Raw genomic sequence first — 16,253 nt, forward strand, 5'->3', positions numbered from 1 at the left:
AGCGTTGCCAACGACCTCCCTACCGTGACGGCCACACGGACGGGCTGGGCCAATACCGGACAAAAAGGGGAACGTGATGGCTCTGCAATGTAGTTACCTGCCGGATGTTCTGTGCAACTTCCCGGCAATCAGCGATGTGATCATTCGCGAAGCCCGCAAGAATATCGACGACGGCTTCCGCGGTATGGTGCGGGCATATGGCACAATTATCGATGCGATTGTCCAGCCGCTCCAATGGTTCCTGAACGACCTCGAATGGCTGTTTACCAACACGCCGTGGGTCATCGTGCTCCTCGTCATGATGGGTGTCGTATATTTCGCCAGCCGCAACATCAAGATCGTCATCGGCACCGCAATCTCGATGATCCTGATCGGCGTGTTCGGCCTGTGGAACGACACGATGATCACGCTGGCCATGGTCACCGTCTGTACGCTGATTGCCATCGTCATCGGTCTGCCGCTCGGTATCCTGATGGCGCGTTCCGACAGGCTGCAGTCGGTCATCAACCCGACGCTTGACATCATGCAGACGATGCCGAGCTTCGTCTATCTGATCCCCGTCGTCGTCATCTTCGGCATCGGCAAGGTGCCCGGGCTGATAGCAGTGGTGATCTACGCGGTACCGCCGATGATCCGCCTGACAAATCTCGGCATCCGTCTCGTCGACAAGGAAGTGCTGGAAGCCGCAGACGCATTCGGCTCCTCGCATAGCCAGAAACTGTTCAACGTCCAGATTCCGCTCGCGCTGCCGACAATCATGGCCGGCATCAACCAGACGATCATGATGTCGCTGGCAATGGTCGTCGTCGCATCGATGGTCGGCGTGGGCGGCCTTGGCAAGAATACGCTCCAGGCAATCAACAACCAGTTCTTCACCGTCGGTTTCCTCAACGGCTTTGCGCTGGTCGCAATCGCCATCATTTTCGATCGTACGAGCCAGGCCTACGGCAAGCGGCTTCAGAAGCACTCGGAGGTCGTGCATGGCTAGTCACGCAATTCAGATCAAGAACCTCTACAAGATCTTCGGACCACGCGGCCAGGACTACGTCGAAAAGGTCAAGAACGGCCTCAGCAAGACGGAACTCAACGTCAAGCACGGCCATGTCCTCGGCCTTCAGGACATCAACATCAACATGCCTGCCGGCGCGATTACCGTGGTGATGGGACTTTCCGGCTCCGGCAAATCGACACTGATCCGCCACGTCAACCGGCTGATCGATCCGACTGCAGGTGAAGTGCTCTATGACGGCGTCGATGTCTGCAAGATGAGCGAGAACGAGCTTCGCGAATTCCGTCGTCACAGAACGGCGATGGTGTTCCAGAAGTTCGCCCTGCTGCCGCATCGCACCGTCATCGAAAACACGATCTACGGCCTGCAGATCCAGGGTGTTTCCCGTCCTGAAAGCGAAAAGAAGGGCCGGCACTGGATCGCCAGAGTTGGGCTCGACGGTTTCGAGAACCACTATCCGAACCAGCTCTCGGGCGGCATGCAACAGCGCGTCGGGCTTGCGCGTGCGCTGACCAACGATGCCGATATCCTGCTGATGGACGAAGCCTATTCGGCGCTCGATCCGCTGATCCGCGTCGACATGCAAAGCGTGCTGCTCGACCTTCAGAAAGAGCTGAAGAAGACCGTCGTCTTCATCACTCACGATCTCGATGAGGCATTGCGGCTCGGTGACCAGATCGCCATCCTGCGCGACGGTAAGGTCGTTCAACAAGGCAGCGGCCAGGATATCGTCCTGCATCCGGCTGACGACTATATCAGCGCCTTCGTCAAGGAAGTGAACCGCGGCCGCGTCATCAAGGCGCAGACGGTAATGAAGCCAATCGTCGGCGAACAGTCATCAATGCGCATCCCCGGCGAGATGACGCTGGAAATCGCCGCCAAGCAGATGACCGAGGCCGGCCTGTCGAATGCGATTGTCGTCGATACGTCAGGCAAGCCAATCGGCTCGCTCGACCTGCACAGCATCATCTCTGCCATGGTAACCCCAACAAGCCACCTGACCGCCTCCATGGCAGCCGCCTGAGGTTTTGACGGACAGCATTCAAATCTGGGTTACGACACGATCAGGTCTCCGTCACACGACGGGGACCTCAATCATTTCTGCTGGGGCTCACTGCCGATTGGTACCCTGCAGATACGAGCTGACCAGGATGACGAGCTCTCGTTTCAGTTCCGGTGACTGCAGCGTTCCTCGTCTCGCTGCATTGTGGATCACTCCTTCAACCGCCGAAGACAACACCTTTGCGACGATATCACTGCCAACGTCTCCGCTGTTGCTCTGAAACCTGACGACGATGGCCTCATAGTGATCCAGATATTCGGACATGAATGCGTCGGGTGCCGATCTCGAGCCTTCAGTGCCGGGAGCCTCGTCAAGTAGGACCCGGTGCAAAGCCGGGTGGTCGCGGTGCGCCTCGATCATGCCGCCGACGAGGTCTTCGACAAGCTCAAGAAGTGGCTTCCTCTCGTCCCCCGATCTGCGAATGACCAAGAGCACCGCGTCGAAGTGACGGCGCCGGATGGCTTCGGTCAAGGACAGCTTGTCTGGGAAATACTGGTAGAGCGAACCGATGCTGACGCCGGCGACGTCCGCGACCCTGTTTGTGGTAAAGCCGGCCCATCCTTCCTCGGCCAAAACGCGAGCACCTGCCTCGATGATGGTCTCGACTGTCGCGCGAGAACGCGCCTGACGCGGCTCCTTTCGCATCCGGGCGCGTGCATTTCCAATGCGAGTAGACACCCGAGCCATCTCCCGTGAATATGTGAACATGTTACTCACATTTCTCCGAACGGCAAAGGACAACTGGAACATGAGCGCATTGGGATTGCTTCGCACCCTTTTCAACTATCAGGCTTGGGCCAATGACGAATTCCTGGAAAAAATGGAGGATTTTGATCCGGAGTTGCATAGGAAACAGCAGCACGCCGCGGTGCGATTGATCAATCATTCCTATGTCGTTGCCCAGATTTTCGCAGCTCATCTCTCTGGCGCACCGCATAATTTTTCGACTGACAATCCTTTGGAGACGCCTGCCTTGTGTGATTTGCGCGTGGCTGTAGCCACATCGGGCCGCTGGTACCTCGAATATCTGGAAACGGTGACACCTGAGCAGCTCAACGAACTTGTCCCATTCTCATTTACCGATGGAGATAGAGGGTACATGTCGCGCGAAGAGATGCTCACCCATGTCATCGTCCACGGCAACTATCACCGTGGTGAAGTCGGGCGCATCATGGCGCAGCTTTCTCTCGCACTACCCTGGGATACGTTTGCTGTGTACCTCCATCAGACTGAGGCTTGGCGCAGGCGACAGACCGTGGAGGCCGCTTGATAGCATCGTGGTCGCCTGTTTCGTCGGTACTTTTCTTTGTCGCATTGAGGATGGTCTGAGGCATTGAAGTCATATAAAGATATCTTTATATTCCACCGACAAATCATTCTCGAGGACCTATCATGACCGCTGTCGCCAATCCGCTGACCGATCTTCTTGCCGAAAGGGGCGTGTTGCTGGCCGATGGCGCGACGGGCACAAACCTGTTCGCGATGGGCCTTGAGGCCGGTGAAGCGCCTGAGCTGTGGAACGAGACCTATCCGGAGCGGATCACCAAGCTGCATCAGGATTTCGTCGATGCTGGCGCGGACATCATTCTCACCAACACGTTCGGCGGCACGCGTCACCGTCTGAAGTTGCATCACGCCCAGGATCGCGTCCACGCGCTCAACAAGGCTGCAGCCGGCATTGCCCGCGAAGTGGCCGACAAGGCTTCCCGCAAGGTGATCGTTGCCGGCTCGGTCGGCCCGACCGGCGAACTGCTGATCCCGCTTGGCGCCATGACCTATGAGGATGCAGTCGCTTCGTTTGCCGAACAGATGGAAGGCCTGAAGGCCGGCGGCGCCGATGTTGTCTGGATCGAGACCATGTCGTCGCCCGACGAAATTCGGGCCGCCGCTGAGGCAGCCGTCAAGACCGGCCTGCCCTACACCTATACCGGCTCCTTCGACACGGCCGGCAAGACGATGATGGGCCTGCATCCGCGCGACATCCACGGTGTCGCCGGAGACATCGGCGCAGGCCCGCTTGCAGTCGGCGCCAATTGCGGTGTCGGCGCTTCGGACATCCTGTCGAGCCTGCTCGACATGACCGGAGCCGATCCGGAAGCAATCGTGATCGTCAAGGGTAATTGCGGCATTCCTGAATATCGCGGCGCTGAAATTCACTATTCCGGCACGCCGCCTTTGATGGCCGATTATGCGCGGCTTGCCCGCGACGCCGGCGCGAAGATCATCGGCGGCTGCTGCGGCACGAGCTGCGGTCATCTCGCCGCAATGCGCCAGGCGCTCGATGACTACACGCCCGGCCCCCGCCCGACGCTGGAGGTCATCGTCGAAAAGATCGGCCCCTTGCGCAACAAGACTGCCGACGAGAGCGCTGCCCTGCCGGCCAGGGAACGTCGTCGTCGCAACTGAGGCGCAGCTTCTCCAATAGCGGATGACAGGTTGGAGCAAGCTTATCGAGGTTAGGCTTTCTCAAAGGCCATGGCCCTCGCGGCCGGCCACCTGTGATTCCTGCTGAAACGGAGCGCTTCCTTGAGCAACGGAAACAACGAAGTCCAGAGCCTCTCCGAAAACATCAATGAACAGGTGCTGAGACAGGTCCGGCCCGAGGATCGTGTGGTTCTCGATGTCGGCTGCGGTTATGGAAGCTTAGGCAAGGTTCTCAAGCGCCAGCGCTACGACCGCACCGTTCTCGGGATCGAGAACCACGGACAGGTAGCAGCTATTGCCCGCGGCGTTCTCGATACCGTGTTCGAGCTGGATATCGAAAAAACATTGCCGCCGATCGCGCTCGGTAGCGTGGATTGCATCGTCTTCGACAACGTTCTGCAGCTGGCGTCAGATCCGCTCGACATTTTGCGCCGGATGAAGCCATTGCTGCGGCCTGGCGGGCGGGTAGTCTGCTGCCTGCCGAACGTCCAGCATTTCAGCACGATCGCCAATGTTCTGTCGGGCGATGTCCAATACCAACTTCAGGGCGCGTTCGACCAGAGCCAGAAGCGCTTTTTCGGCGCCGCCAATATTCAAAAGCTGTTCCTCGACGCTGGCTTTCTTCCCGGTTTCACCGACGCCATCCGCACGCAGATGTCCGAGGAGCTTGCGATGGCGTTCATGCCGCTCGTCGAACATCTTGGCCTTAACCCTAGCGCCTTCATCGACAAGACGACCATTTCGCATCACATCTGCGTCGCATCGCCGATCCCCGAGATTGCCACGACATCTGACGCAATCACCTTCATCGTCGCCGTCAGCAACGAGCGCCAGCTCGAAAACAATCTGCTGGCCTCACCGATCCTGCAGAACGATCGCCACGAGATCGTGCCGGTGATCGGGACGTCGAGTGCGGCCGAGGCTCTCTACAACGGCCTCAGCCAATCCGCGCGCAAGAACAAGCTGGTCGTGGTGGTCCACGAAGATGTCTATCTTCCCGCCGGCTGGGATGACCGGCTGATTTCAGGCATTGCCGAGGCCGAACGCAGGTTCGGACCGGTCGGTGTCGCAGGCGTGTTTGGTGTCACCCGCTCGCAATTCGGCTCGTTCGAGCGCGCCGGCAAGATCGTCGATCGCGGTAGCCTGCTTACGACAGGCCACCAGCTGCCGATTTGCGCGACGAGCCTTGATGAGGTCGTCATCGCTTTCCCCGTCCAGAACGGATCGATCGTCGGCTTCGACGAAACCCTCGGCTTCGACATGTACGGCTCGGAAGCCTGCCTTGCGGCGTGGGAAGCCGACCAGTTCGCAGTGGTCGTCGATGCGCCCTGCTTTCACAATTCGCAGGCCGGCAGCGACCTCGGCGAAGACTTCCAGCAGTCCGCATTTGCCTTCGCTGCGAAGCGACTGGATGCGTTCCCCTACGCCACGACATGCATCGAATTTGCCGGCGACGGACAGGTAAGGACCTGGTAGCTCGCGCTGCCGACGTCGGTCCATTGCCGTTCTGAATTGCTTGAACTGATTTCGTTGCGCGGAATGCCGGATTACCGGCCGATTGTCTCTCGCAGGATTTCGGCCTGGGAAATGCCGCCCATGATCTCGAACCCTGTCGTCGCAAGAAGATTGCGCTCGTCATCATTGGCGACAAGCGACAGGCAGCGGGCGACAAGCTCGTCATAGGCAGCAGACGCAAGGCCTCCGGCGTAGTGAGCCAAGTCAGGATCATCCAATTGGCCTTCCGTCAGCACGCAGACGCGATTGGCCAGAAGATATGAGACGCGCACGATCTCGAACACCTGAGCCGCGAAATGGTGAATGTTGATCACCATCTTGCAGCGGGCGATCGCGGCATCCCGTTCCTCGCCGTAGACACCGAAGAGAATGCCGACGTTCAATCCGGCTTCCCGCAGCGCCAGCAACACGTCGCGTCGACGCTCGTTCATCGAGCCGTAGAACAAGACGTCGAACTCCTTGACCGGCGCATGCACGATCCTTGTCAGGCCGCGGCTGTAGCCGACGCGCAGCAGCCCTGCGTGGGCGATGCCAAGGCGATAGAGCTCATCCCTGTTTTTGGGACTGTAGTCGAGGACGGGAAATTGGCGCAGCAGCCCGACATAGGCGCCGTTGATCCAGCTGCTTTCTTTCGACACCTGCTCGAGATTGACGAGGATCGTGCCCTTGGGCAGCCAATTCGCCGCATTTGCCGGAAGCAGGTTGGCGCCGAAGACGATCGGAATGCGACCATTCCAGTTGGAGGGCTCGGTGACGAGCGGCGCGCGGCCGCCAAGCTCGACAAAGGCAAAGTGAAGACCAAGCGCCACCTCGTCGAAGGCGCGGCTGTGAACATAGCCCTTGGGAGAGACGATCCAGATGCAATGCCGATCCCGATGATATTCCCAACCGCCTGGAAAGGCCATCAGCGGATTATGGCCGCCGGAAATGGCATTCAGCGCGGTCTTTGTCTGGGCGTGCATATCGATCCCCTATCGTCTTGTCGGTCGTGTCGGGGCTGGAAAGACTGCCCGATGCAGCCACCTTGGCAAACTTGGCTGGTTCCAGCCTTGCGCGCGACACGTCCTGCTCAGCAAGCCTGGCGAAAGCGCGATCGACTACCGTAACGTCTCCAGAGACCAATTGTGATCAGCGAGCCGAAGACCATGAGTGCAGCCTCCTCCTTCCCCAACCAGGATGCCGTCGCCGACAAATTCGCGAGCCTAGGCGATGGCGACAAGGCGTTCATCGAACTGCTGATGGAGAACGCGCTGCAGGACGAAAGGCTGATCGAAGGGCTGCAGCGGCATCTGGACCGATCCGCCAAGGCAAGCTTCCTCAACACGCTGAAGCTGGAAAAGACCGGCGAGTGGCTGGGAAACACGGCGCCCGCCCGCCTGCAGATCCGCCTGATGGAAACAGCAAAGGCGAGCCAGCATCCGGTTTACGCAGCTTTCAAAACGGGTTTGATGCGCTCCGGCGGACTGGAGCGGGCCTATCCCAAGGTCTGAGCAGGGCCGCGGCTGCAGTTCAGCCGGGCAGCATCTGCGCGACGGCTATGATCGGCCCAAGCGGAAACAGACTATCCCGTCGCTGCCATTCCGGCACGTAGAGGCTCGAGATGCTGCCATCGAGGAAGAGGGCGTTGCCGCACCCGAGCGCATCGCGAAACAGCGTCGCAAAATCATGAAACCGCACCGGCCCGTTGGAAACGGCAAACACCGCCTTGCCATCCACCGAAACGCCTACGCCGTTGCGCATCTTCAGGCTGGCGCTGTCGATCAGGAAGGCGGGATGCAGATGGCCGTCGATGACGAGCATCGGTCCGGATTGCGTTGCATAGAGCGGCTTCTTGCCGGATGCGGCAAAGGCCCTGGTTTCCATGACCCCGACACGGCCCCGCTCGATATAGAAAACGCCGTTGGGCAGCAGCCCGAAATTTCCAAAGCCGCCTTTGGTGTCAAGCGGCTTCAATTCCCGTCCGGCCTGGACAAACAGTCCGACCGGGCTCTGGTCCTCCTCGTACATGCCGCCGTTCATCGCAAACCGGAGATAGGTCCGATCCTCCAGGAGGTCGTTTCGCAGGGCGCGGAAAGAGCCATAAAGCTTACCGTTCCTGTCGTTCTGGTAAAGCCGGATGTCGTCCCTGGCCGGATCGAACGTGCAAACCGTATAGAGATCGCCGAGATACTGGAGCCTACGACAGGCCTCATCGGCAAAGACGGAACTTGCGCAGAGAAACGCCGCTAGGACAACGATCAATCTCATCAAGGCTGGTCTCCACTTGGCAACGAGCAGCACGATCACATCCGATTGCGGCCGAGCGAGGACGATCGAAGGATCAAAGGTTTAGCGCCGCCATATGAAATGCGAGCTGCGCGCCGGCATAACGATAGGCAGAACCCACCGGACAGGCATTTCGCGCCAGACAACCGCCCTTCATGCATCCGCCCTGCCCCATGGCTGTCCTCAAATGCGATCGACAGGCCGCCACGTCGAACGCGGCAGGTTTCACCGCGTCAACGGGACAGCTTGAGAGGCAAGGTTTTCCAAGGCATTCATCGCAAGGATGGGGACCAGCCGGCACCGTAGCGGCTGACTGGATACGAAAGGCAAACCCCAGTGCGCCGCGATAGCCATGCCACAAGCCATATTCGGGATGGATCAGAATTCCGAGCGGCGACGGCTTCAGCCCCTCGGCTTTCATCGCCCACTGCTGGAAGGGCTGCCACGGCGGATCGGACGGGAAATAGGCTGTCGCGCCAAGTGTTTCCGCCAACGGCCGGATAATGTCCTTTGACCAGTCGTCGAGCGGATCGAGCCGATCAAAATTACCGGGAGCGGCACGCCACTGCAAGAAGGGTCCCCAGATCGAGCCGCCGATATTGCCGATAAGCAGGATGCTTTCAGCCCGACCGCCTGAGGAAAGCTCGGGTCCCGCGTCGCCTTCGGAAAAGCAGACAACGCCACGCGGGAAAATTCCGTGCGGCTCGATCGCCGCACGGATGGTTGCAATGATATCAGCCGAGGTGCTCAACGCGGACCCCTATACTGATAGTGCGGCCGCCAGACCTCCTTTTGGATGAGATCGGCGACGCGGATAGCCCCGCCTTGCTCCCTGGCGGCGTCGGGTTCTCTTCAGGTGAATGCGTCGGGCATCGAGTCCTTGCGCTTCTGGATATAGTCGAGCAGCGCCGCGTCGATTACGGGATCCAGTGCCGGAGCTTCATACTGATCGAGCCAGGAGCGGCAAAGCGCGTTTGCCCGCTGCTCGATGCGCTTCTCCCCCTCGATTTCCCACTGTTCGTAGGAGTTGTTGTCGGCAAGCGCCGAGCTGTAAAATGCGCTTTGGAAGTTCGCTAGCGTGTGGGCGCAACCGAGGTAGTGGCTGCCGGGGCCGACTTCGCGGATGGCATCAAGCGCCTGGCCGTTCTCACTGAGGTCCACGCCCTGTGCCATTTTCTGCATCATGCCAAGCTGATCCTGGTCGATCATGAACTTCTCGTACGAACTGACGAGACCGCCCTCCAGCCAGCCGGCGGCATGCAGCACGAAATTCGTGCCGGCAAGCAGCGTCATATTCAACGTGTTGGCCGATTCATGCGCCGCCTGCGCGTCCGGAACCTTGGATGCGCACAGCGAGCCGCCAGTGCGGAAGGGCAGGCCAAGGCGGCGGGCGAGCTGTGCTGCGCCGTAGGAGACCAGTGCCGGTTCCGGAGTACCGAAAGTCGGCGCACCCGACTGCATCGAGATCGACGCCGCGAAGGTGCCAAACAGCACGGGTGAGCCCTTGCGGATCAACTGCGTGAATGACGCGCCGGCCAGCACCTCGGCGAGGATCTGCGCCAGCGTGCCAGCTACGGTTACCGGGCTCATGGCGCCCGACAGGATGAAAGGCGATACGACGGATGCCTGGTTGTGGCGCGCATAGACCTTCAACGCGCCCAACATCGTCTCGTCGAACACCATCGGCGAGTTGGCATTGATAAGGTTCAGGGTAACGCAATTGTTCTCGACGAAATCGTCGCCGAACACGAGCTTGGCCATGGCGACCGTGTCTTCCGCCCTCTCCGGTGCCGTCACCGAGCCCATGAACGGCTTATCCGAATATTTGATGTGGCTATAGATCATGTCGAGGTGGCGTTTGTTCACCGGGATATCGACCGGTTCGCAAACCGTCCCTCCGGATGAATGAATAGATGGCGCCATGTAGGCGAGTTTCACGAAATTGCGGAAATCCTCGATCGTGGCATACCGACGCACACCTTCCAGATCGCGAACGAAGGGTGGTCCATAGACTGGCGCAAACACCGTCGCCTTGCCGCCGATCTGGACGTTGCGCTCCGGGTTGCGCGAATGCCAGGTGAATTCCCTTGGCGCCGTCTTCAACAGGTTGCGGCAAAGCCCTTTCGGAAAATGCACGCGCTGTCCCCTGATATCGGCACCGGCCTCCTTCCAGAGTTCCAGCGCCTCGGCGTCGTCTCGAAATTCGATACCGATTTCCTCAAGGATGGTGTCGGCGTTGCGCTCGATGAGCGCCAGGCCATCCTCATCGAGCACTTCGTAGACGCCGATCTTGCGGGTGATGTAAGGCAGAGACGTAGCAGGTCCGCCGCCGCTTCGCGACGCACGGCGCCCTGCGGCTCCCCGGCCCTCGCTGCGCGAACGGCGTCCAGGCGCTTCGGTAGCTGCCGCTTCCTCGATCATATCGTCCATGATGTTTCCTCCCTACACATGAATGCTTCCATCATGGCATGCATGCTAACCTAATTCATCGCACGAACATTCCTCAATGCGCCAGCCATTAGCATAGGACAGACATCGGCCCAGCTAAAATCGGACGGCACAATCGTCGTTATTTACCCGGATGGCGTCGCATTCGAAAAGAGTTTTGTCATGGTTGAGGTTTAACTCTTATTCAGGCAGTCTTTTATAGGAAGCAGCCGACGCACGGATTCTGCAAGGCGCTGATGCGGCGCACCAAAATGGGATGGAGATCATGGCTGACGACGACATCATTCTCTCGGAACTTTCTGACGAAGAACTCGTGCAGCAGATGCATGATGATCTTTACGACGGCATGAAGGAAGAGGTCGAGGAAGGCACCAACATCCTGATCGCACGCGGCTGGGTGCCTTACGATGTCCTGACCCAGGCGCTGGTCGAAGGCATGCGCATTGTCGGTATCGATTTTCGCGACGGCATCCTGTTCGTGCCGGAAGTCCTGCTCTCCGCCAACGCCATGAAGGCCGGGATGCACATTCTGCGCCCGCTTCTGGCGGCAACCGGTGCTCCCAAGCAGGGAAAGATGGTCATCGGAACGGTCAAGGGCGACATCCACGATATCGGCAAGAACCTCGTCGGCATGATGATGGAAGGCGCCGGCTTCGACGTCATCGACCTCGGCATCAACAATCCGGTCGAGAACTATCTTGACGCCATCGAGCGCGAAAAACCCGATATCCTCGGCATGTCGGCGCTTCTGACCACGACGATGCCCTACATGAAAGTCGTCATCGATACGCTCAAGGAAAAAGGAATGCGCGACGACTATGTCGTGCTTGTCGGCGGCGCGCCTCTCAACGAGGAATTCGGCAAAGCCGTGGGCGCCGATGCCTACTGCCGCGATGCAGCCGTCGCCGTCGAAACTGCCAAAGACTTCATGAAGCGCAAGCACAACAGCCTCGCCGCTGGCTGACGAAATCAATTCGGCCGCGGCCTTTAAAAGCCGCAGCCGAATTCACAATTGACTATTGGACGGACTTCTTGACGGTGTGGCCTGCCGATTGGGTTGCGTTCACGGTATTGGCCGTATCCTTGCCCATGCCTTTGATTGTGTTGGCGCAGGAAGCGAGTAGCATGAGAGCGACGCAAGCGGCGCTTACTTTTGCGAGGGTCGATGCTGACATGGTCGGGAGTCCTTCGTGATATGGGTTTTGCTGGGAATAAGGCAGAAGTGAACCTTCCGACGCATAAACGCGCGAGATTGCAAAAAGTTCATGTAATTGCGTGCGGCGCAATTGCGCGCGAGGTATTGGCGATCAGCCGAATCAACGGCCTCGATCACATCGATCTGCACTGTCTTCCCGCGATCTATCATTCCTACCCGCAAAAGATCGCACCGGCCCTGGAGCAGGCGATAGCGGAAGCGCGCGCCAACGGCTTCGAGAAGATCTTCATAGGCTACGCCGATTGCGGCACGGGCGGCGATATCGACAAGATCTGCGAGCGAGAAGGCATAGAGCGCCTCTCAGGGCCGCACTGTTACTCCTTCTTTGCCGGAAACGAGGAATTTGCCGCGCGAGCCGATCAGGATTTTACGGCGTTCTTCCTGACCGACTTTCTTGCGCGCCAGTTCGAGGCCTTCGTCATTCAGCCGCTCGGCCTCGACCGGCACCCCGAGCTCAAGGAAATGTATTTTGGCAATTACAAGAAGCTGATCTACCTTTCCCAGGAAGAAGACGAGACCCTTCAGAAAAAGGCGAAAGAGGCCGCCGACTATCTTGGCCTTGAATATGAATACCGCTTTACCAGCTATGGCGATCTCGCCACTGAATTATTGGCCATTTGATTTTGAAATAAGATCCATTTTGCCTAGCGATAGTACATCGGAGCGGTTCTTTGACGACGTCGGCGGCAGCCTGGCAGTCATCAAGCCCACGGATGCGAAACAATCGACCTCCCGGCTATCGCACAGCAAAAGCATCAAAAAATCATCGAGCAGCGGGGTCATCGGCAAACACGACGAAGGCACGGCCCCCGCGCCGATCATTGCCACGCTCGTCGCATGGCTGGTCCTGATATTTACCAGCTACGGCTATCCTACGCCGCGAAACAAAGTCGTGATCACATTCGTGCTCGCGGCCCTTTTGATTTCCAACTGGCTCTATCTAATCCTCGGCATGGATATCCCGTTTTCAGGCCCTATCCGAATCTCGAGTGCGCCGCTTCAATAGGGATTGGCGCAGATGCATCTTTGACAACGACATGCGCTTAATCCGGCGGCGCCCCATTGCTTTTCCTTGGCCGCTCACCTGAAATGATGAAATCGGCGCGGGCAGGACATGCGCGTCGTATTTCGGCATGGGTAGCGTCGTGGCGAGCGCAGTCCGCAACGGCAGGCACGTGCATGCTGCAGGAAAGAGGAGAGACGTCGCATGGCAGATCGCATTGTGGTCTATTGGCGCGATATACCAGCGCAGGTCATCATCAAGCAGGGCCGCAAGACTGCCAAGCGCGAGCTGTCGCTGCGCTTTACCGAGGCAATCGACATGTGCGCCATGCGCACCGGCGCGGCAGAAACCGACGACTATCTTGCCGAGTGGCGCAAAGCCGACCCCGTTCCCGTCTCCGACGATCTGGAAGCGGAAGCCGACAAAGCAGCTTCCGAGCTCGAAAGCACCTTCGATCGTGAGCGACTGATCGCGCTTGTCAAATCGGGAGGCCGCGACAATGGCTGACAAGCAGCGGTCCGGCAACGCAGCGCCCGCCTCAAAGGCCGCTACTGGCGCCTTCACACCGGCGGGTGTTTCACCGAGCCGGCGTTCGCGCCACAAATACACCGTTCGCCTTTGGGCAGTCCGCCATTCGCGCTTTCTCGAATGGTTCTATCACCGTTTCGCCGACACTTTCCTGCTGCTGCATCCGCTCTGGAAGGCACTCGGCTACGACCGCGTCGAACGACCGATCACTTTCGTCGAGCGACATGTGAAGGGCTTCCTGTTCGACTGCCGGATGTGCGGCCAATGCGCACTGTCGTCGACGGGGATGTCGTGTCCGATGAACTGTCCGAAGCAGCTGCGCAACGGCCCCTGCGGCGGCGTCCGGGCCAATGGCAACTGCGAGGTCGAGCCCGATATGCCCTGCGTCTGGGTGCAGGCGTGGAACGGTTCCCGCAACATGGACGGGGGCGACCGGATCATGAACATCCAAAAGCCAGTGAACCAGTCGCTACGCGAAACCTCGTCATGGCTGCGCGTCACGGCAGAGGCGGCCGCTGCCCGCGCTGCCCCGGTCGCAGCCCCGGTCAAGGAAACCTGACGGCATGGCGCATATCGACGAAAACCCGCTTGGCGTCCACCTGCCGCTTGATCCCCTGCCCGGCCACTCCTCGCTTGGGCGGCTGGAGCGCGTGCTTCGCCGCGGTGAATTTGCAGTGACAGCCGAACTGAACCCGCCCGACAGCGCCGATCCAGAGGACGTCTACGAGCGCGCCTCGATCTTCAACGGCTGGGTAGACGGCATCAATGCCGTCGATGCCTCAGGCGCCAATTGCCACATGTCGTCGGTCGGCATCTGCGCGTTGCTGACGCGCATCGGCTACGCTCCGATCATGCAGATCGCCTGCCGCGACAAGAACCGCATCGCCATCCAGGGCGACGTGCTGGGGGCGGCGGCCATGGGCGTCGCCAACATGATGTGCCTGACGGGCGACGGCGTTCAGGCCGGCGACCAGCCGGGAGCAAAGCCAGTCTTCGATCTCGATTGCATGTCGCTGCTCGAAACCGTCAGGATCATGCGTGACAACGGCAAGTTCCTGTCAGGCCGCAAGTTGACAAAGCCACCGCAGGTCTTCCTCGGTGCTGCCATCAACCCCTTCGCACCGCCTTACGATTTCCGTCCCTATCGGCTGGCGAAGAAGATCGAGGCCGGCGCCCAGTTCGTCCAGAGCCAGTACTGCTACGACGTTGCGATGTTTCGCGAATACATGAAGAAGGTCCGCGATCTCGGCCTCGACGAGAAATGCTTCATCCTCGTCGGCGTCGGTCCGTTGGCATCGGCCAGAACCGCGCGCTGGATGCGCTCGAACGTTCCCGGCGTTCACATCCCGGATGCGATCATCAAGCGTATCGAGGGAGCCGAGGACCAGAAGAAGGAAGGCAAGCAGCTCTGCATCGACATCATCAACGAGGTGAAAGACATTGCAGGCGTTTCCGGCATCCACGTCATGGCTTACCGTCAGGAAGAATATGTCGCCGAAATGGTGCATGACAGCGGCGTTCTAAAGGGCCGCCGCCCCTGGCAGCGCGAGGCAGCGCGCGACGACGCGATCGTTGCCGAACGCCGCGAATACATCCGCGAGGGCCGGCCGGAAAATCAGCAGGAGATGGCGGAACTTGCCGCTCATCACCCGCCTCACCCGACCCAGGCAAACTGAATATTCGGGACAGTCCGGTGGAGGAGCTGGCCTGCTTGTAACACCCATCGCGGCACGATAGACACGCTCTATCGAGCCCTTGACCAGAGGATCAGACATGACGCGCACCATCGTTGCTTCAGCCACTCGCGAAATCATCATCGGCTTCGATCAGCCGTTCTGCGTGATCGGCGAACGCATCAATCCGACGGGGCGCAAGAAGCTCGCAGCGGAAATGATCGTCGGCAATTTCGACACGGTCATCCGCGACGCGTTGGAACAGGTGGCGGCGGGCGCGACCATGCTCGACGTCAATGCCGGCGTCACGTCAGTCAATCCGAACGAAACCGAACCGGGCCTGCTGGTGCAAACACTGCAGATCGTCCAGGGCCTTGTCGACGTTCCGCTATCGATCGACAGCTCGGTCACGGCCGCCATCGAGGCGGCGCTCAGGGTCGCCAAGGGCCGGCCGTTGGTCAATTCCGTCACCGGAGAGGAAGAGAAGCTCGAGGCCATCCTGCCGCTGGTCAAGAAATACGACGTGCCGGTCGTTGCCATCTCCAACGACGAGACCGGGATTTCGATGGACCCTGACGTTCGCTTTGCGGTCGCCAAGAAAATTGTCGAGCGGGCGATGGACCACGGAATCAAGCCGCACGACATCATCGTCGACCCGCTGGTCATGCCGATCGGCGCTCTTGGAGACGCAGGCCGCCAGGTCTTCGCGCTGCTCCATCGCCTTCGCAACGAATTGAAGGTCAACACCACCTGCGGCCTCTCCAACATCTCATTCGGCCTGCCGCATCGCCACGGCATCAATGCCGGCTTCATTCCGATGGTGATCGGCGCCGGCATGACCTCGGCGATCATGAACCCGTGCCGACCACAGGAAATGGAAGCTGTCCGCGCCGCCAACGTTCTCAACGGCACCGACCAGAATTGTGGCAACTGGATCATGACCTACCGCGACTACAAGCCGGCGGAAGCCGGAGCCGCCGCCTCCACCCAAGCCCCCGGCGCCAGCAGCGGCCGCCGCGGCGGCCGGGCTGCACGGGCGGGCGCGGGTGCAGCGACAGAATAATCCTTCACCTCCCCCTTGATGGGGAGGTCGCGCGGAACGCGCGGGC

At 59.7% G+C, this 16,253-nt stretch carries 19 protein-coding genes; 13 read left to right on the forward strand and 6 right to left on the reverse strand.

The annotated features are described in order from the left end of the window. The first annotated feature begins 76 nt into the window (after window positions 1–76). Both AB4Z52_RS07245 and AB4Z52_RS07250 read left to right on the forward strand, forming a co-directional pair. Window positions 77–988, forward strand: a complete 912-nt coding sequence (locus AB4Z52_RS07245; RefSeq protein ID WP_442217231.1) for an ABC transporter permease — start codon at window positions 77–79, stop codon at window positions 986–988. Further along, window positions 981–2,033: a quaternary amine ABC transporter ATP-binding protein gene (locus AB4Z52_RS07250; protein ID WP_442217232.1), complete on the forward strand. Its 1,053-nt coding sequence runs from the start codon at window positions 981–983 to the stop codon at window positions 2,031–2,033. The genes AB4Z52_RS07245 and AB4Z52_RS07250 overlap by 8 nt, the downstream gene beginning before the upstream one ends. An 87-nt stretch (window positions 2,034–2,120) precedes the next feature. Here the strand turns inward: AB4Z52_RS07250 and AB4Z52_RS07255 are convergent, their stop codons facing one another. After that, window positions 2,121–2,759 carry a TetR/AcrR family transcriptional regulator gene (locus tag AB4Z52_RS07255; RefSeq protein ID WP_442217294.1) on the reverse strand — a complete coding sequence of 213 codons (639 nt, stop codon included), beginning with the start codon at window positions 2,757–2,759 and terminating at the stop codon, window positions 2,121–2,123. A 61-nt stretch (window positions 2,760–2,820) separates the two neighbouring features. Between AB4Z52_RS07255 and AB4Z52_RS07260 the strand changes: the two genes are divergently transcribed. The 3 genes from AB4Z52_RS07260 (at window position 2,821) to AB4Z52_RS07270 (ending at window position 5,972) form a co-directional block, all read left to right on the forward strand. Next, window positions 2,821–3,342, forward strand: a complete 522-nt coding sequence (locus tag AB4Z52_RS07260; RefSeq protein ID WP_442217233.1) for a DinB family protein — start codon at window positions 2,821–2,823, stop codon at window positions 3,340–3,342. 122 nt (window positions 3,343–3,464) lie between these two features. Beyond that, the gene (gene bmt / locus AB4Z52_RS07265) at window positions 3,465–4,478 is read left to right on the forward strand and encodes a betaine--homocysteine S-methyltransferase (protein ID WP_442217234.1); all 1,014 of its coding nucleotides are present in this window, start codon (window positions 3,465–3,467) and stop codon (window positions 4,476–4,478) included. A 120-nt stretch (window positions 4,479–4,598) separates the two neighbouring features. Next, window positions 4,599–5,972, forward strand: coding sequence for a class I SAM-dependent methyltransferase (locus tag AB4Z52_RS07270; RefSeq protein WP_442217235.1), 1,374 nt, complete (start codon window positions 4,599–4,601; stop codon window positions 5,970–5,972). 71 nt (window positions 5,973–6,043) lie between these two features. On the opposite strand, the gene AB4Z52_RS07275 is transcribed toward AB4Z52_RS07270, so the two are convergent. Next, window positions 6,044–6,973, reverse strand: a complete 930-nt coding sequence (locus tag AB4Z52_RS07275; RefSeq protein WP_442217236.1) for a hypothetical protein — start codon at window positions 6,971–6,973, stop codon at window positions 6,044–6,046. A gap of 183 nt (window positions 6,974–7,156) precedes the next feature. Here AB4Z52_RS07275 and AB4Z52_RS07280 point away from each other — a divergent pair, with 183 nt between their 5' ends. Then, window positions 7,157–7,501, forward strand: a complete 345-nt coding sequence (locus AB4Z52_RS07280; protein ID WP_442217295.1) for a hypothetical protein — start codon at window positions 7,157–7,159, stop codon at window positions 7,499–7,501. Between the two features lie 19 nt (window positions 7,502–7,520). On the opposite strand, the gene AB4Z52_RS07285 is transcribed toward AB4Z52_RS07280, so the two are convergent. The 3 genes from AB4Z52_RS07285 to AB4Z52_RS07295 form a co-directional block, all read right to left on the reverse strand. Then, window positions 7,521–8,258 (reverse strand): phosphodiester glycosidase family protein, encoded by a 738-nt coding sequence (locus tag AB4Z52_RS07285; protein ID WP_442217237.1) that lies wholly within the window; start codon window positions 8,256–8,258, stop codon window positions 7,521–7,523. 73 nt (window positions 8,259–8,331) lie between these two features. Continuing rightward, window positions 8,332–9,027, reverse strand: coding sequence for a ferredoxin (locus tag AB4Z52_RS07290; protein ID WP_442217238.1), 696 nt, complete (start codon window positions 9,025–9,027; stop codon window positions 8,332–8,334). Window positions 9,028–9,128: 101 nt separating this feature from the next. Next, window positions 9,129–10,697: a trimethylamine methyltransferase family protein gene (locus tag AB4Z52_RS07295; protein ID WP_442217296.1), complete on the reverse strand. Its 1,569-nt coding sequence runs from the start codon at window positions 10,695–10,697 to the stop codon at window positions 9,129–9,131. Window positions 10,698–10,989: 292 nt separating this feature from the next. Between AB4Z52_RS07295 and AB4Z52_RS07300 the strand changes: the two genes are divergently transcribed. Then, window positions 10,990–11,688, forward strand: coding sequence for a corrinoid protein (locus tag AB4Z52_RS07300; RefSeq protein WP_442217239.1), 699 nt, complete (start codon window positions 10,990–10,992; stop codon window positions 11,686–11,688). A 52-nt stretch (window positions 11,689–11,740) separates the two neighbouring features. On the opposite strand, the gene AB4Z52_RS07305 is transcribed toward AB4Z52_RS07300, so the two are convergent. Beyond that, window positions 11,741–11,899: an entericidin gene (locus tag AB4Z52_RS07305; RefSeq protein WP_442217240.1), complete on the reverse strand. Its 159-nt coding sequence runs from the start codon at window positions 11,897–11,899 to the stop codon at window positions 11,741–11,743. 20 nt (window positions 11,900–11,919) lie between these two features. Between AB4Z52_RS07305 and AB4Z52_RS07310 the strand changes: the two genes are divergently transcribed. The 6 genes from AB4Z52_RS07310 (at window position 11,920) to AB4Z52_RS07335 (ending at window position 16,207) form a co-directional block, all read left to right on the forward strand. Continuing rightward, on the forward strand, window positions 11,920–12,561 hold the full coding sequence (locus AB4Z52_RS07310; RefSeq protein ID WP_442217241.1) for a DUF1638 domain-containing protein: 642 nt from the start codon (window positions 11,920–11,922) through the stop codon (window positions 12,559–12,561). Next, the gene (locus tag AB4Z52_RS07315) at window positions 12,506–12,946 is read left to right on the forward strand and encodes a bestrophin-like domain (RefSeq protein ID WP_442217242.1); all 441 of its coding nucleotides are present in this window, start codon (window positions 12,506–12,508) and stop codon (window positions 12,944–12,946) included. Before AB4Z52_RS07310 ends, AB4Z52_RS07315 begins: the two co-directional genes overlap by 56 nt. A 201-nt stretch (window positions 12,947–13,147) precedes the next feature. Next, window positions 13,148–13,450 carry a virulence factor gene (locus AB4Z52_RS07320; RefSeq protein WP_442217243.1) on the forward strand — a complete coding sequence of 101 codons (303 nt, stop codon included), beginning with the start codon at window positions 13,148–13,150 and terminating at the stop codon, window positions 13,448–13,450. Next, complete coding sequence (locus AB4Z52_RS07325; RefSeq protein ID WP_442217244.1) at window positions 13,443–14,030, forward strand: methylenetetrahydrofolate reductase C-terminal domain-containing protein; 588 nt, start codon at window positions 13,443–13,445, stop codon at window positions 14,028–14,030. The genes AB4Z52_RS07320 and AB4Z52_RS07325 overlap by 8 nt, the downstream gene beginning before the upstream one ends. A 4-nt stretch (window positions 14,031–14,034) precedes the next feature. Next, window positions 14,035–15,147 carry a methylenetetrahydrofolate reductase gene (locus tag AB4Z52_RS07330; RefSeq protein WP_442217245.1) on the forward strand — a complete coding sequence of 371 codons (1,113 nt, stop codon included), beginning with the start codon at window positions 14,035–14,037 and terminating at the stop codon, window positions 15,145–15,147. Window positions 15,148–15,244: 97 nt separating this feature from the next. Beyond that, window positions 15,245–16,207: a methyltetrahydrofolate cobalamin methyltransferase gene (locus AB4Z52_RS07335; protein ID WP_442217246.1), complete on the forward strand. Its 963-nt coding sequence runs from the start codon at window positions 15,245–15,247 to the stop codon at window positions 16,205–16,207. Window positions 16,208–16,253: the final 46 nt, after the last annotated feature.

Source organism: Rhizobium sp. 2YAF20 (assembly GCF_052114685.1).
Lineage (GTDB): Bacteria > Pseudomonadota > Alphaproteobacteria > Rhizobiales > Rhizobiaceae > Rhizobium.

Coding starts and splice junctions, on each gene's coding strand:
- AB4Z52_RS07285 (WP_442217237.1), bottom strand. CDS start 8,258: ATGAGATTGATCGTTGTCCTAGCGGCGTTTCTCTGCGCAAGTTCCGTC.
- AB4Z52_RS07295 (WP_442217296.1), bottom strand. CDS start 10,697: ATGATCGAGGAAGCGGCAGCTACCGAAGCGCCTGGACGCCGTTCGCGC.
- AB4Z52_RS07320 (WP_442217243.1), top strand. CDS start 13,148: ATGGCAGATCGCATTGTGGTCTATTGGCGCGATATACCAGCGCAGGTC.
- AB4Z52_RS07255 (WP_442217294.1), bottom strand. CDS start 2,759: ATGGCTCGGGTGTCTACTCGCATTGGAAATGCACGCGCCCGGATGCGA.
- bmt (WP_442217234.1), top strand. CDS start 3,465: ATGACCGCTGTCGCCAATCCGCTGACCGATCTTCTTGCCGAAAGGGGC.
- AB4Z52_RS07310 (WP_442217241.1), top strand. CDS start 11,920: ATGGGTTTTGCTGGGAATAAGGCAGAAGTGAACCTTCCGACGCATAAA.
- AB4Z52_RS07335 (WP_442217246.1), top strand. CDS start 15,245: ATGACGCGCACCATCGTTGCTTCAGCCACTCGCGAAATCATCATCGGC.
- AB4Z52_RS07250 (WP_442217232.1), top strand. CDS start 981: ATGGCTAGTCACGCAATTCAGATCAAGAACCTCTACAAGATCTTCGGA.
- AB4Z52_RS07330 (WP_442217245.1), top strand. CDS start 14,035: ATGGCGCATATCGACGAAAACCCGCTTGGCGTCCACCTGCCGCTTGAT.
- AB4Z52_RS07315 (WP_442217242.1), top strand. CDS start 12,506: ATGAATACCGCTTTACCAGCTATGGCGATCTCGCCACTGAATTATTGG.
- AB4Z52_RS07245 (WP_442217231.1), top strand. CDS start 77: ATGGCTCTGCAATGTAGTTACCTGCCGGATGTTCTGTGCAACTTCCCG.
- AB4Z52_RS07300 (WP_442217239.1), top strand. CDS start 10,990: ATGGCTGACGACGACATCATTCTCTCGGAACTTTCTGACGAAGAACTC.
- AB4Z52_RS07260 (WP_442217233.1), top strand. CDS start 2,821: ATGAGCGCATTGGGATTGCTTCGCACCCTTTTCAACTATCAGGCTTGG.
- AB4Z52_RS07305 (WP_442217240.1), bottom strand. CDS start 11,899: ATGTCAGCATCGACCCTCGCAAAAGTAAGCGCCGCTTGCGTCGCTCTC.
- AB4Z52_RS07325 (WP_442217244.1), top strand. CDS start 13,443: ATGGCTGACAAGCAGCGGTCCGGCAACGCAGCGCCCGCCTCAAAGGCC.
- AB4Z52_RS07275 (WP_442217236.1), bottom strand. CDS start 6,973: ATGCACGCCCAGACAAAGACCGCGCTGAATGCCATTTCCGGCGGCCAT.
- AB4Z52_RS07280 (WP_442217295.1), top strand. CDS start 7,157: ATGAGTGCAGCCTCCTCCTTCCCCAACCAGGATGCCGTCGCCGACAAA.